At 70.3% G+C, this 13,567-nt stretch carries 14 protein-coding genes; 8 read left to right on the plus strand and 6 right to left on the minus strand.

Translation table 11 applies throughout. From position 1 onward, the window contains the following. Positions 1-5: 5 nt before the first annotated feature. The 7 genes from DLJ53_RS11495 to DLJ53_RS11525 all read left to right on the plus strand — a co-directional run bounded on the left by DLJ53_RS11495 (position 6) and on the right by DLJ53_RS11525 (position 7,579). The gene (locus tag DLJ53_RS11495) at positions 6-1,091 is read left to right on the plus strand and encodes an AbrB family transcriptional regulator (RefSeq protein WP_162409140.1); all 1,086 of its coding nucleotides are present in this window, start codon (positions 6-8) and stop codon (positions 1,089-1,091) included. Then, positions 1,088-2,515, plus strand: coding sequence for an amidase (locus DLJ53_RS11500; RefSeq protein WP_111345263.1), 1,428 nt, complete (start codon positions 1,088-1,090; stop codon positions 2,513-2,515). The genes DLJ53_RS11495 and DLJ53_RS11500 overlap by 4 nt, the downstream gene beginning before the upstream one ends. Beyond that, positions 2,512-3,939, plus strand: coding sequence for an amidase (locus tag DLJ53_RS11505; RefSeq protein ID WP_162409142.1), 1,428 nt, complete (start codon positions 2,512-2,514; stop codon positions 3,937-3,939). The genes DLJ53_RS11500 and DLJ53_RS11505 overlap by 4 nt, the downstream gene beginning before the upstream one ends. 16 nt (positions 3,940-3,955) lie before the next feature. Next, positions 3,956-4,147, plus strand: coding sequence for a hypothetical protein (locus DLJ53_RS11510; protein WP_111345266.1), 192 nt, complete (start codon positions 3,956-3,958; stop codon positions 4,145-4,147). An 11-nt stretch (positions 4,148-4,158) separates the two neighbouring features. Beyond that, the gene (locus DLJ53_RS11515; protein ID WP_111345268.1) at positions 4,159-5,460 is read left to right on the plus strand and encodes an amidase; all 1,302 of its coding nucleotides are present in this window, start codon (positions 4,159-4,161) and stop codon (positions 5,458-5,460) included. 9 nt (positions 5,461-5,469) lie between these two features. Further along, positions 5,470-6,780 carry an amidase gene (locus tag DLJ53_RS11520; RefSeq protein ID WP_111345269.1) on the plus strand — a complete coding sequence of 437 codons (1,311 nt, stop codon included), beginning with the start codon at positions 5,470-5,472 and terminating at the stop codon, positions 6,778-6,780. A gap of 91 nt (positions 6,781-6,871) precedes the next feature. Continuing rightward, positions 6,872-7,579, plus strand: coding sequence for a GntR family transcriptional regulator (locus DLJ53_RS11525; protein WP_111345271.1), 708 nt, complete (start codon positions 6,872-6,874; stop codon positions 7,577-7,579). A gap of 4 nt (positions 7,580-7,583) precedes the next feature. On the opposite strand, the gene DLJ53_RS11530 is transcribed toward DLJ53_RS11525, so the two are convergent. Further along, positions 7,584-8,060: an Lrp/AsnC family transcriptional regulator gene (locus tag DLJ53_RS11530; RefSeq protein ID WP_111345273.1), complete on the minus strand. Its 477-nt coding sequence runs from the start codon at positions 8,058-8,060 to the stop codon at positions 7,584-7,586. A 196-nt stretch (positions 8,061-8,256) separates the two neighbouring features. Between DLJ53_RS11530 and DLJ53_RS11535 the strand changes: the two genes are divergently transcribed. After that, complete coding sequence (locus DLJ53_RS11535; protein ID WP_202913107.1) at positions 8,257-9,354, plus strand: PLP-dependent cysteine synthase family protein; 1,098 nt, start codon at positions 8,257-8,259, stop codon at positions 9,352-9,354. Positions 9,355-9,393: 39 nt separating this feature from the next. Here DLJ53_RS11535 and DLJ53_RS11540 read toward each other — a convergent pair whose 3' ends face one another. From DLJ53_RS11540 to DLJ53_RS11560, 5 genes are read right to left on the minus strand one after another with little or no spacing between them, the layout of a single operon-like run. Next, positions 9,394-10,146 carry an SDR family NAD(P)-dependent oxidoreductase gene (locus tag DLJ53_RS11540; protein WP_111345276.1) on the minus strand — a complete coding sequence of 251 codons (753 nt, stop codon included), beginning with the start codon at positions 10,144-10,146 and terminating at the stop codon, positions 9,394-9,396. Next, a complete protein-coding gene (locus DLJ53_RS11545) occupies positions 10,143-11,087 on the minus strand; it encodes a polysaccharide deacetylase family protein (protein ID WP_226575846.1) in 945 nt (314 codons plus the stop codon). Before DLJ53_RS11545 ends, DLJ53_RS11540 begins: the two co-directional genes overlap by 4 nt. Further along, positions 11,077-11,550 (minus strand): ureidoglycolate lyase, encoded by a 474-nt coding sequence (locus DLJ53_RS11550; RefSeq protein WP_111345279.1) that lies wholly within the window; start codon positions 11,548-11,550, stop codon positions 11,077-11,079. The genes DLJ53_RS11545 and DLJ53_RS11550 overlap by 11 nt, the downstream gene beginning before the upstream one ends. Before the next feature lie 4 nt (positions 11,551-11,554). Continuing rightward, positions 11,555-12,847 (minus strand): TRAP transporter large permease, encoded by a 1,293-nt coding sequence (locus tag DLJ53_RS11555; RefSeq protein WP_111345280.1) that lies wholly within the window; start codon positions 12,845-12,847, stop codon positions 11,555-11,557. Then, a complete protein-coding gene (locus tag DLJ53_RS11560; protein WP_111345282.1) occupies positions 12,844-13,452 on the minus strand; it encodes a TRAP transporter small permease subunit in 609 nt (202 codons plus the stop codon). Before DLJ53_RS11560 ends, DLJ53_RS11555 begins: the two co-directional genes overlap by 4 nt. Positions 13,453-13,567 lie beyond the last annotated feature (115 nt).

The raw sequence follows: 13,567 nt of genomic DNA on the forward strand, positions 1-13,567 counted from the left end.
TTGGCATGACCCTCTCGACGTTCGGCCTCTTCCTCGCCACCCACATCCTGGGGGCGTTGGGAGGGGCCGGGGCCTACGCACTCGGCGTGCCGCTGGCCTGGATGATCGGCTCGCTCGTCGTGACCGCGATCATCACCCTTTCTGGCTTTCCCACCACCACGCGGCGCGTCTGCCGCAACGGCGGTGTCCTCGTGCTGCTGACCGGCATCGGCCTCACCTTCACGCCTTCGGCGGGCGAGACGACGATCCGGCTGCTGCCCCTGATCCTGATCGCCGCCGTGGCGACGCTTCTCATCGGCGCGCTCGCCTCGCTGCTCCTCGCCCGTCTGGGGCGGATCGATCGGGCGACGGCTTTCTTCTGCTCCGTCCCGGGCGGTCCGGCGGAGATGAGCGTCCTCGGAGCGCGCCAGGGCGCGGAGCTGGCGCCGATCGCGATCAGCCAGCTCCTGCGCATCGTCTGCATCGTCCTCGTCATTCCGCCGACGCTCACCGTCCTCGGCATGCGCGGCGACTTCACGACGAGCTTCCCCGACCTCGGCTTCCACCCGCTGGGTCTCGTCGTCACGCTCGGGGTCTCGCTCGCCGCGTCCCTCGCGCTCGTCAAGCTGAAGGTGAACTCGGCCTTCCTGATCGGCCCGCTCGGCGTCGGCATCCTGCTCGGCTTCACCGAGGCGGGGCTGTCGACCGTGCCGCGCTGGATGATGATGGGATCGCAGGTTTTCATGGGCGTCTTCCTCGGCGCCCAGTTCACACCCAGCGTCATGCGCCGGATGCGCCGCTTCCTGCCCGTCGCCATCGGCAACGTCTTCCTCGTCACCGGCGGCTGCGCGCTGCTCGGCACCCTCATCCACTTCTTCGACGAGGAGTCGGTGCCGACGATGATCCTCGCCACCGCGCCCGGCAGCGTGACGGAGATGTCGATCACCGCGCAGGCGCTCGGCTTCAACGTGCCGGTCGTGACCGCCTTCCACGTCATCCGCATCCTCCTGGTGATCATCCTCGTCACGCCGGCCTTCAACGTGCTGCGCGCGGCCGGCGTGATTGCCCCCGCCGATCCCGAGCTCCTCCGAAACACGAAGGCCGCAGAATGAGCATCGCCGACCCGACCGCCCTGCCGGCGCAAGGTGTCTTCCCGCCCACCGCGACGGAGGCGGCGAGGGACATCGCGGCCGGCCGCCTGTCCCCGACCGAGCTGGTCGCGATGTGCCTGAAGCGCATCGACGAGGTGGACGGGCGCCTCCACACCTACATCACCCTCGACGCCGAGGGCGCGCTCGCCGCCGCCGCGGAGGCCGAGGCTGAGATCGCCGCCGGGCGCCACCGCGGGCCGCTCCACGGCATTCCGTTCGCCGTGAAGGACAACTACGACGCGGCCGGTCTGCCGACGACCGGTGGTTCGCGGATGCTGGAAGGCAACGTTCCGGAGGTGGACTCCACCCCGGTCGCGCGGATGAAGGCGGCCGGCGCGGTGCTGATGGGCAAGCTCGGCACCTGGGAGTACGGCACCGGCAACGGCGGCGAGTACTTCGACCTCCCGATCGAGACGACGCGCAATCCGTGGGACACCGCGCGCTTCGCCGGCGGCTCGTCCACCGGGGCGGGGTCGGCCGTCGCGGCGGGCACCACCGTGCTCGCGCTCGGCTCCGACACCACCGGCTCGGTGCGCCTGCCGGCGAGCGCATGCGGCGTCGTCGGCGTGCGTGCGACGCACGGGCTGGTGCCGCGGGCCGGCCTCATCGCCAACTGCTACTCGATGGACGTGCCGGGGCCGTTCACCTGGACCGTCGCCGACGCCGCCCTCGTCCTCGAGGCGGTCACGGGCCACGATCCGCGGGACGTGTCGAGCGCGGCCGTGCCGCCGTTCGTGCGCCCGCCGGCGATGGGGGGCTCCGTCGCCGGGCTGCGCATCGGGGTCATCCGCGACGTCGGCCCGGGCTTTGTGCCGGATCCCGAGATGACGGCCGCCTTCGAGGCCGGTCTCGGCGTGCTGAAGGACCTCGGCGCCGACCTGCGCGAGACGGCCTTCCCGGTGCCCGTCCCGGACCAGTTCGCGGTCGCCTCGATCATCGGCCCGGCCGAGTCGGCGGCGATCCACGAGGACGAGCTGACCCACAAGAGCGCGATGATGGGCTACGGCCTGCGCGACAAGCTGCTGAAGGGCGCCATGATCCGCGCGGCGGACTACATCGCCGCCCAGCGCCAGCGCCGTGCCATCGCGGACGGGATCGAGGCGATGATGTCCTCCTTCGATGCGATCGTGACCTACGGCGCCTGCCACGTCGCCCCGCGCATCGACGATCAGGCCGAGATGATCGCCTTCACGGCCGAGACCGCGCTCACCCCCTTCAGCCTCTCGTCCCACCCGACACTGGTGCAGTGCACCGGCTTCACGGCCGCGGGGCTGCCGCTGCACTGGCAGATCGCCGGGCCGTACTTCGGCGAAGCGACCATCCTGTCCATCGCCGCCGCCTTCGAGGCGGCCACCCCCTACCGGCAGAGGAGGCCGAACCTGTGAACGATCTGTCCTCGAAGGTCGACGCCACCGAGATCGTCCATCTGTCGATCGCGGACGCGTCCCGTCTCATTGCGGCGCGCAAGCTGTCCCCGGTGGAGCTGGTCTCCGCCTTCCTCGCCCGCATCGAGGCGACGGAGGAGCGGCTGCACGCCTACATCACCGTCCTCGCCGACGAGGCGATGGCGGCGGCGAAGGTCGCCGAGGCGGAGATCGCCGCAGGCCGCTACAAGGGGCCGCTCCACGGCATCCCGTTCGCGGTAAAGGACAACTACCATGTGAAGGGGGTCCGCACGACCGGCGGCTCGCGTCTGATGCTCGACTACGTTGCCGACGAGACGGCGACGACGATCGAGAATCTCGTCGCCGCCGGCGCGATCCTCCTAGGCAAGCTGAACACCTGGGAGTACGGCACCGGCAACGGCGAGGTGCATCCGGACCTGCCGTTCCCGCTCGCCCGCAACCCCTGGAACACGGACCACTTCACCGGCGGCTCCTCCACCGGCGCGGGCGTCTCCGTCGCCGCGGGCAGCGCCATGTTCGCGCTCGGGTCCGACACCGGCGGATCGGTGCGCCTTCCGGCCGCGGCGGCCGGCGTCCAGGGCATGAAGGCGACCTACGGCGTCGTCAGCCGCGCCGGCATCCTGCCCAACTGCTGGACGCTCGACGTCGCCGGCCCGCTGACCTGGACGAGCGAGGACAACGCCATCGTCCTCGAGACCATGGCGGGCTACGACCCGCGCGACCCGCAGTCCCTCGACCGTCCCGTGCCGCCCTTCGCGCGCGGCATCGGCACCGGGATCAAGGGCATGACCATCGGCGTCGTGCGCGACCTCGGCGAGGACGCTCCGCCGATGCAGGCCGAGACGGCCGCCAATCTCGCCGCCATGGAGCCCGTCCTGAGGGAACTCGGCGCGACGATCGTCGACCTCACCCTGCCGGCGACGCTCTCCGAGTACCGGCTCATCACCGGGGCCATCAACTGGGGCGAGTCGTTCTCGATCCACGAGAAGGACTTCATGGAGCGCCACCACCTCATGGGCGCGGCGCTGAAGGCCAAGATGATCGCCGGCTTCCACATGCGCGCGGTGGACTATATCGCCGCCCAGCGCCGCCGCCGCGAGCTGGCGGTCGCCACCGACGCGGCGATCCGCTCCGTCGACGCCGTGCTCGCCCCGTGCACGCTGCTGGCGGCGCCCACGTTCGACGACCAGGAGATCCTGACGCGCTTCACCTTCGGTGCGGCGACCTCGATCTTCAACGTCTCGGGCCACCCGGCGATCTCCGTCGCCAACGGCTTCGACGCCAAGGGCCTGCCGACCAGCGCCCAGTTCGTCGGCCGCTATTTCGACGAGGCCACGCTCTACCGCCTCGCCCACGCCTACGAGATCGCGGCCAACACCCGCGCCGTCCGTCCTTCCCTCTGACATCCGAGCTCGATCCATGACAACTCCCTGGACTCCCGAGGAAATCGCCGCCTTCGCGGCCCGCTACGGCCTCACGGATCTGACGCCCGAGATGCTGGACCGGATGCGCGAGATCGCCGACAAGGTCGCCGAGGCGAGCGCCGCCATCCCGCGCATGCCGCGCAAGGACGACGAGCCGGCGCCCGTCTTCCGCGTGCCGCTGGGTTGAGGCTGCCGGCAATGGAGCCTTTTGAGCTATCTGCCGCCGGGGCCTCCCGGGCGATCGCCGACGGCAGCCTCACCGCCGAGGCGCTGACGCGCTCCTGTCTGGAGCGCATCGCCGCCCGCGAGGAGGCGGTGAAGGCCTGGATCTACGTCGACCGGCGCGAGGCGATCGCCGCCGCGCGCGAGTGCGACAAGGAAATCGCCGCGACGGGCGGGCCGAAGACCCCGCTCCACGGCATCCCCATCGGCGTCAAGGACGTCATCGACGTCGAAGGCATGCCCACCACCTTCAACAGCGCCTTCTATCAGGACTATGCGCCCGCCCGGGACGCCGAGTGCGTGCGCGTCGTGCGCGCGTGCGGTGCGGTGATCCTCGGCAAGACCGACACGGTCGAGTTCGCCGCCGGCGGGCGCAAGGCGCTGACCCGCCATCCGATGAACCCGGATTACTCGCCCGGCGGTTCCTCCTCCGGGTCGGCCGCCGCCGTCGGCGACTGGCACGTGCCCATCGCCTTCGGCACGCAGACGGCGGGCTCGCTCATCCGCCCCGCGTCCTACAACGGCCTCTACGCGCTGAAGCCGACCCATGCCTCGGTCGCCTGGCCGGGCGCGGGGCAGTACGCGCCGAGCCTCGACACCATTGGCTGGTACGGCCGGTCCGCGGAGGACGTCGCGATGATGGCCGCCGCCTACCGCCTGCGCGGGGTCGACGACAGCGTCGCCGACCCCGCGACGCTCACCGTCGGCCTCTGCACGACGCCCTACGCCGACCGCTGCGAGCCGTCGGCGCTGGACACGCTGAAGATCGCAGGCGACCGGCTCGCCGCGGCCGGGGTCACCGTCACCGAGGTCGCGCTGCCGGACGGCTTCGCCGAGCTCTCCGAGATGCACCGGCGGGTGATGCTGGGGGAGGGGATGTCCCACTTCCTCGCCGAGGTCCTTGAGCGCGGCGACGAGCTGGCGGCGGACTTCACGAGCCGCGTCACCGGCCCGGACGTCATCTCCGCCGAGGCGCTGCGCGAGGCCTACGACGCCGCGGCCGACGCCCGCCGCCGCTTCGAGGCGATGTTCGACGGCGGCCCGGACATCATCATGGCGCCGGCCTCGCCGGGCGAGGCGCCGAAGGGGCTCACCTCGACCGGCGACTTCGTGATGAACGCCTTCTGGACGCTCATCCACGTCCCGCTCCTCGCGATCCCGGTCGCGACGGGTCCGGCGGGACTGCCGATCGGCGTGCAGATCGTCGCGCCGCGCTTCGGCGAGCCGCGCCTCATCGCGGCCGCCCGCGCCATCTCCCCCATCCTCGACCGCGCCTAGGATACCATCATGGAAGCCAATGAACTGACCGCCAGCCAGGCCGCGGCGCTGATGGCGAAGGGCGAACTCGGGGCGGAGGAACTCGCCCGCGCGTGCCTCGCCCGGATCGAGGCGCGCGAGCCGGCGGTGAAGGCCTGGGTCAGCTACGACCCGGCCCGCGCCATCCGCAGCGCCCGCGAGGCCGACAAGCGCCGCGCCTCCGGCGACGTGCCCGGGCCGCTGCTCGGCATGCCCCTCGGCGTCAAGGACATGATCGACACCGCCGAGTACCCGACGACGGACAACTCCCCCGGCCACTTCGGCAATCGCCCGAGCCACGACGCCCACAGCGTCACGGTGATGAAGGCGATGGGCGCCTTCGTCCTCGGCAAGACCGACACGGTGGAGTTCGCCGCCGCCGGCCGCAAGGCGGCGACGCACCACCCCATGGCCCCCGGCCGCACGCCGGGCGGCTCCTCGTCCGGCTCCGGCGCGGCGGTGGGCGACTTCCAGGTCCCGCTCGCCTTCGGGACGCAGACCGGCGGCTCGCTGATCCGGCCCGCCGCCTTCAACGGCATCTACGCGCTGAAGCCGACGCACAACCTCGTCTCGTGGGACGGGGCGCGGCACTATTCGCCCAGCCTCGACACCATCGGCTGGTACGGCCGCTCGCCGCAGGACCTCACGCTCGTCGCCGAGGCGTTCCGCCTGCCGGGGGCGGACATGGTGACCGCCCCGCCGGTCAAGGGCCTCAAGGTCGGCATCACGCGCACCCACAACTGGGACGCCGCCGCGCCCGAGGGGAAGGAAGCGCTGGAACGGGCCGCCCGCCTCCTCGCCGAGGCCGGCGCCGCGGTGTTCGACCTCGACCTCGCCGAGCCGTTCGCCCGGCTCAACGACACGCAGCGGGTGCTGATGTACGGCGAGGGCCGCGTGCAGTTCCTCGCCGAATTCCTCCTGCGCCGGGGCGACATGCACCAGGACTTCATCGACCGGGTGGAGAACGTCAACCAGATCACGCCGAGCCTGCTCGCCGAGCATCTCAACCTCGCTGCCCGCTGCCGCGAGGCGTTCGACGCCCTCTTCGGCGCCGACCTCGACGTGGTCATCACCCCGTCCGCGCCCGGCGAGGCGCCGGTCGGACTCGATACGACCGGCGACTGGGTGATGAACTCCATGTGGACCGTGCTCCACGCGCCGTGCCTCGCCGTTCCGGGACACAAGGGTCCGAACGGCCTCCCGGTCGGGGTCCAGCTCATCGGCCCGCGCTACGGCGATGCGACTCTTCTGGGAATTGCCGAGGCCATCGCCCCCGTGCTCGACCCGGACCTGAAGCTCTGAACCCCTCGGGGCCGCCCATTGTCTTCATGGGGCGGCCCCTCTACATCCGGCCCACCGTCTGCGGTTCGGTCAAAGAAAAGCGAGGACGCGTTTGGTCACCACGCGCAGTCAGGCGATCACGACAAAGCTGCGTGAGCGGCTGATCGAGGGCTATTACGAGCCGCACGCCCATCTCAACGAAGTGGATCTCGCGGCCGAGCTCGGGACATCGCGCACCCCTGTTCGCGCTGCGCTAAACTACCTCGCGAGTGAAGGTTTAGTCGTCTACCGCCCGAACGCCGGCTTCATCGTCCGCGCGATCACGCCGGCCTACATCGCCGGCGTCTACGAGGTTCGCTCCTCGCTGGAGGGGCTCGCTTCGCGTCTCGCGGCCGAGATCGGCCTCAGCGATGCCGAGCGCGAGGCGCTCGACCGCAACGTCGCGGAGACCGACGCGGTGATCGCCACCGGCCGGGAGGAGCTCGCCGACGAGCTTCGCAGCCTCAACAACGACTTCCACCGTCTCATCATCGAGGCGTCCGGCAACGAGCACCTGTCCGAAACGCTCCGGCGCACGCGCAACCTGCCGGGCGTCGACAAGGTGAAGAACGAGGTGTTCGACTTCCACTTCATCGCCCGCGCGCAGGAGGACCACCATTACCTGCTCCGCGCGATCAAGCGCGGCCAGGGCGCGCGCGCTGAAGCGCTGTCGCAGGAGCACGTCCACCGCGGGGCCCAGCGGCTGCTGGAATTCTTCCGCGAGCGGGGCTGCGAGCCGATCCCGGACAAGGCCAACAACGGCAAGGCGCTGATCGCCTGAGCCGCTATCGTCCCTTCATGGTGACGAAACCGAGGGGCAGCTCCGTCGTCGACTTGATCTCCTCCATCGCGAACATCGACGAGACGTCACTGAGGTCGATCAGCTTGATCAGCCGCTTGTAGAACTCGTCGTAGGCCTTGATGTTCGGCAGCGCGACACGGATCAGGTAGTCGATGTCCCCCGACAGGCGGAAGAAGTCGACCACCTCCGGCATCGAGGCGACGGCGTCCTGGAAGCGGCCGAGCCAGTCGGCGTTGTGCTGGCTGGTGCGCACGGCGATGAACACCGCGACCTCCGCATTGAGCTTCTCCGCGTTGAGGAGCGCGACGCGGGCCTTGATGTAGCCCTCCTCCTCCAGCTTCTGGATGCGCCGCCAGCAGGGCGTCGAGGACAGGCCGACCCGGTTTGCGATCTCCGCCACGGGGAGCGTGCAGTCAGATTGCAGGAGGGCCAGGATCTTCACGTCGATCGAATCGAGCACCGGTCTCTCCGAAGCTGTTGTTTTCACAAGGAGTACAGGTACCGCGGCCTCCGCGAAGATGGAAGAAAATTCATCTCATAATATTCCGATTTAAGGAAGCAGATTCCAACTTTGAGGTCGATGCCGCGAAAGTTGCAAGCCTATTCCAGCCTCGCGCTGGTAATCTGTGCTCGTTGCGTTGACAGGGATGGATGACGTGGCGGTAGCGCTCCTCAAGCCGACGACGATGACCGACCGGGATGCCGTTGCGAACATGGTCGCACGGCTGCACGAGGAGGAGGCGCGGGCGACGGAAACACCGCTCCTGCGGCTCGATCTTCCCGCCGTGCCGAACATCCCGGTCTACCTCAAGGACGAGACCCGTCAGCCGACGGGGAGCCTCAAGCACCGCCTCGCCCGCTCGCTCTTCATGCACGGTCTGGTGTCGGGCCGGATCGGCCCGGACAGCACGATTATCGAGGCCTCCTCCGGGTCGACCGCCGTCTCCGAAGCCTACTTCGCCCGCCTGCTCGGCCTCCCGTTCGTGGCGGTCGTTCCCCGCACGACCTCGCCCGCCAAGCTGGCGCTGATCGAGGCGCACGGCGGGGAGTGCCATCTCGTCGAGCCGGGCGTCGACGTGCGCGAGGAGAGCCAGCGCCTCGCCGTCGAACGCGGCGGCGTCTTCATCGACCAGTTCACCTATGCCGAGCGCGCGAGCGACTGGCAGGGCCGCAGCAACATCGGCGCCGCCATCCTCGACCAGCTCGTCGCGGCGGGTGCCCCGGAGCTCGCCTGGGTCGTCGCGGGCGCCGGCACCGGCGGCACCATCACCACCATCGGCCGCCACCTGCGCTACAGGGGCCTCGACGCAAAGATCTGCCTCGTCGATCCGGACCGCTCCGTGCTGCACCGGCACTGCAACGACCGTGCGCAGTCGGCCTGCCCGGGCCCGGCGTCGCTGGTGGAGGGGATCGGGCGGCAGCGTGTCGAGGCGAGCTTCCTGCCCGCCCTCGTCGACCGCTGGCTCGCCGTGCCGGATGCGGCCTCGATCGCCGCTGCACGCGGCCTGTCGCGGCTGCTGGGGCGGGAGTGCGGCGGGTCGACGGGCACGGCGTTCTGGGGCGTCGCCACCGTGGTCGCGGAGATGGCCCGCACCGGACGGTCCGGCGCGGTCGTCTTCCTGTGCTGCGACGGGGGCGAGCGGTACGCCAGCTCCTATTTCAACGACACCTGGGTGCGCGATCAGGCGCTCGACCTCGCCCCCTTCGCCACCCGCCTCAACGCCTTCGTCGAGACGGGCCGCTTCGCGAACTGAGCGCGACGCAGTCGCGCGGCGGGGCCCCGCCGCCGGCCGTCACCACATCACGTCGCCGCCGTTGGGCGAGACGCTCTGGCCGATCATGAACGTGCTCTCGTCCGACGCGAGGTAGACGTAGGCGTAGGCGGCCTCCTCGGGCGTGCCGATCCGCTTGATCGGCAGCGTGCCGATCTTCCATGCCGCCCACTCCGGATTGCCGGCGCGCCACATCGGCGTGTCGATCGGGCCCGGGCAGACGACGTTCACGCGCACCCCGCTCGCCGCGACCTCCTGCGCCACCGAGACCGACAGCGCCACCACCGCCGCCTTGGAGGCGCTGTAGATGCCGCCGCGCGGCGCCGGCTTGTGGGCAAGCTGCGAGGCCGTGTTGATGATCGACCCCGAGCCCTGCGACAGCATGATCGGCATCACCCGCTGCATCGCATGCGCGACGCCGAGGAGGTTGATGTCGAGCGTGCGCGTCCAGACCTCCGGGTCCTGCTCGTGGAACTCGGACTTCGGCGGGGAGATGCCGGCGTTGTTGACGAGGACGTCGATGCGCCCGAACGCCTCGTGCGCTGCTGCGATGGCCGCGGCGATGGTGGCCGGCTGGCGCACGTCCACTTCCGCGGTGAGGCAGGTGCGGCCCGTCTCCTCGACGGCGGCCTTCAGGGAGGCAAGCTCGGCGGCCTTGTCGAAGTCCGCGGCCATGACGTCCGCGCCCTCCTCGGCGAAGAGGCGCACGACGGCGCGGCCGATCCCGGTGCCGCTGCCGATGACCACGGCCTTCTTGCCTGCGAGGCGGCTCATGCGGCGCCTCCCGGAGCGGGGAAGGTCGCCATCCAGTGGCGGGCGATGTCGCCGCGGCGGGTGAGCCAGACGCGGTCGTGCCCGGCGACGTGCTCGAGGAAGCGGGTGAGGGCGAGTGCGCGGCCCGGCTGGCCCATCAGGCGGCAGTGGAGGCCGACCGTCATCATCTTCGGGGCGGTCTCGCCCTCGGTGTAGAGCACGTCGAACGTATCCTTCATGAACTCGAAGAACTGCCCCGCCGTGGCGAAGGCCGCGCGCGAAAACTTCGCGTCGTTGACGGCGAGGCTGTAGGGCACGACGAGATGCGGGCGGCCGAGCGCGGTCGTCCAGTAGGGCAGCTCGTCGTTGTAGGCGTCGGCATCGTAGAGGAATCCGCCGTGGGCGGCGACGATGTCACGGGTGTGGATGGTCGGCGCGTAGCGGCAGTACCAGCCGGCGGGCGCCTCGCCGGTGAGGCGCGTCAGGGTCGCGTGGGCCTCATGGATCGCGGCCTCTTCCTGGGCGCGCGTCAGGGTCTGGTGGCGCTCCCAGCGCAGGCCGTGGCCGCATACATCGTAGGTGCCGCTGCCGACCGCCTCGGCGATGGCGCCGGCGATCTCGGCGTTCCGTTCCAGAACGCGCGAGCAGGCGAAGAAGGTGGCCGGCGCGCCATGCTGGCGCAGGATGCGCAGGAGGCGCCAGAAGCCGACGCGGCTGCCGTACTCGAACATCGACTCGGCGGCGAGGTCGCGGCCCTTGAAGCCGCCGCCGCCCCCCTCGGTCAGGCCCTGTTCGGTTTCCGCGTCGCCGTCCGGCACCGACGGCTCCGAGCCTTCCTCGACGTTGATGACGATGTTGACCGCGATCCGCGCGTCGCCCGGCCAGCGGGGATGCGGGGGATGGGCGCCGTAGCCCACGAAGTCGCGCGGGCGCGGATCGCCGGGCACGCTGTCAGACGACAATTTCGGCAACTCCTTGCAGATCGAAGAATTCGGTGTCCCGCCCGTCCGCCATCCGGCGGATGAAGACGGCGAAGGCGGTCGGCCCGGTGAGGGCCGCCATGCCGAGATGCCACGTCCCGGCGCGGTAGACGACGGCGTGACGCGCCGGAATCTTGAACGCCCTCAGGTCGCCCCGGCCCGGCCGGTCGAGGTCCGGCGAGGCGACCACCGCGAGCAGCGGTTCCTCGCCGAGGGGGACGAACATCTGCACGCTGTAGGGGTGCCGTTCCAGCATCAGCGGGACGGCGCCCGCGGCCGGGGCGATGGCGTTCATGGCAAGGCGCGGCTCGCCCGCGGTCCGCTCGCCCGGAAACGTCTCCGGCAGCGGCACCCGCGCCCCGTCCTGCGGGACGGGGACGAGGGCGCCGTAGGGGGCGAAGCTGTCCGGCGTCGCCCATACGGCGACGAGATCCTGTCCGGTCATGGCGTCAGAACAGCAACGACGGAAGCCACAGGGCGATCTCCGGCACGTAGATGAGGATCGCCAGGAAGATGACCATCGCCAGCACGAACGGCGCCACCCCGCGGTAGACGTCGAGGATCGACCCCTGCCTGATGCGGATGTTCTGCACCACGAAGAGGTTGAGACCGACCGGCGGGGTGATCAGCGCCATCTCCATCAGGACGATGATGAAGATGCCGAACCAGACCGGGTCGAAGCCGAGCTTGATGACGAGCGGGTAGACCACGGCGATCGTCGTCACCAGCATCGCCACCGCTTCCAGGAAGCAGCCGAGGATCGCGTAGAAGACCACGAGCATCCAGATCGTGCCGTACTTGCCGAGGTCCAGCGACACGATCCAGTTGGCGAAGGCCTGCGGGATCCCGGTGACGCTGAGCTGGAAGTTCAGGATGAAGGCGCCGACGATGACGAGCAGGATCATCGCGGTCGTCTTCACCGCCGACTCGAACGCGGTGTGCAGCATCGTGATGGTGAGCGTTCCGTTGATCGCCGCCAGGATGAGCGCCGCCATGATGCCCATGGCCGCCGCCTCGGTGGGCGTCGCGATGCCGAGGTAGATCGAGCCCATCACCACGGTGAACACGAACAGCACCGGCAGGACATGGATCAGCGAGCGGATGCGCTGCGCCATCGTCATCTGCGCGTCGAGCGTCTCGGCCTTCGAGCCCTTGATGAGCGAGATGGCGATGACGATCAGCGACATCGTCATCGCCAGCACGATCCCCGGCAGGATGCCGGCGGCGAAGAGGCGCCCGATCGAGGTGTTGGTGAGCGCGCCGTAGACGATGATGTTGATCGACGGCGGGATGAGGATCCCGAGCGTGCCGCCCGCCGCGATGGAGCCGAGCACCAGTCGCTGGTCGTAGCCGAGGCGCAGCAGCGTCGGCTGCGCGACGGTGCCGATGGTGGCCGCCGTCGCGACGCTGGACCCTGACGCGGCCGCGAACAGCGCGCAGGTGGCGATGTTGGCATGCACGAGGCCGCCCGGCAGCCAGCCGACCCAGTGGGCGAGCGCGCGGTACATCCGGTCCGCGACGCCGCTGAGGGAGAGGATCTCGCCCAGCAGCACGAACAGCGGGATCGCCACCAGGATGTACGAGTTCATCGTGCTCCACAGGATGTTCCCGGCCATGTTGGGCAGGATCCCGAGGGAGGTGAGGTCCGCCCCGAAGGCGAGGAGCACGAGCGCGGCGCCGACGTAGATGCTGGTGCCGAGGACGACGAGGATGGCGCCGAAGTAGAGGAGGGAGGCGCTCACGGGCGGGCCTCCCCGGCGCTCTCGGCGCCGCCGCGCTTCTCGAGGTCGTCGAGGACGCGGGTCACCTCCTCGTCGATCGTCTCCGACCCCAGCCGGCGGCGCACGAAGTCCACGTCGCCGCGCACCAGCGCCGCGACGCAGCGCACGGTGAGGACGAGGCAGATGAGCGCGAACAGGCCGAGCGCGCCGGCCCAGATCGACTGCGGGATCACGAGCGGGGTGCGCAGCGGTGTGTTGGAGAGGGCGTTCATCGACACCGTCGACGACACGACGGTCGAGGCGACCCAGACGAGGATGCAGGCCGTGATGAGCAGGGCGACGAGCGCGACCATGTCGACGGCGGCCTGTCCGGCCGGCCGCAGCGGCTGGCGCAGGATCTCGATGCGCACGTGCGCCCGCTTGACGAGAGCGTGGGAGAAGCCGATGGCCCCGACGATGGCGAGGATGTAGCCGCCGTACTCGTCGACGCCCTGAATGCTGGTGTTGAAGAACTTGCGCAGGATGGCGCTCACCACCGTCGCGAGCGAGAGCGCGATGAGCACCCATCCGCCGATGATGGCGAGGGAGCGCGTCAGCTTTTCGATCCAGTGATCGAACGCGGTCATGGGTTGAACCCTTCGAACGACAAAGGGCGCCGCCGGCGCCCTCGGGGCGCACCGCCGGAGAACGCCCGGCCGATGCGCGCAGGAACGGTACACGAATGGGCGGACGGGGACGGGC

It is taken from the genome of Acuticoccus sediminis, from assembly GCF_003258595.1.
In the GTDB taxonomy this organism is placed as follows: Bacteria; Pseudomonadota; Alphaproteobacteria; order Rhizobiales; family Amorphaceae; genus Acuticoccus; species Acuticoccus sediminis.

Coding starts and splice junctions, on each gene's coding strand:
- DLJ53_RS11510 (WP_111345266.1), top strand. CDS start 3,956: ATGACAACTCCCTGGACTCCCGAGGAAATCGCCGCCTTCGCGGCCCGC.
- DLJ53_RS11515 (WP_111345268.1), top strand. CDS start 4,159: ATGGAGCCTTTTGAGCTATCTGCCGCCGGGGCCTCCCGGGCGATCGCC.
- DLJ53_RS11520 (WP_111345269.1), top strand. CDS start 5,470: ATGGAAGCCAATGAACTGACCGCCAGCCAGGCCGCGGCGCTGATGGCG.
- DLJ53_RS11550 (WP_111345279.1), bottom strand. CDS start 11,550: ATGACCGGACAGGATCTCGTCGCCGTATGGGCGACGCCGGACAGCTTC.
- DLJ53_RS11560 (WP_111345282.1), bottom strand. CDS start 13,452: ATGACCGCGTTCGATCACTGGATCGAAAAGCTGACGCGCTCCCTCGCC.
- DLJ53_RS11500 (WP_111345263.1), top strand. CDS start 1,088: ATGAGCATCGCCGACCCGACCGCCCTGCCGGCGCAAGGTGTCTTCCCG.
- DLJ53_RS11540 (WP_111345276.1), bottom strand. CDS start 10,146: ATGAGCCGCCTCGCAGGCAAGAAGGCCGTGGTCATCGGCAGCGGCACC.
- DLJ53_RS11495 (WP_162409140.1), top strand. CDS start 6: ATGACCCTCTCGACGTTCGGCCTCTTCCTCGCCACCCACATCCTGGGG.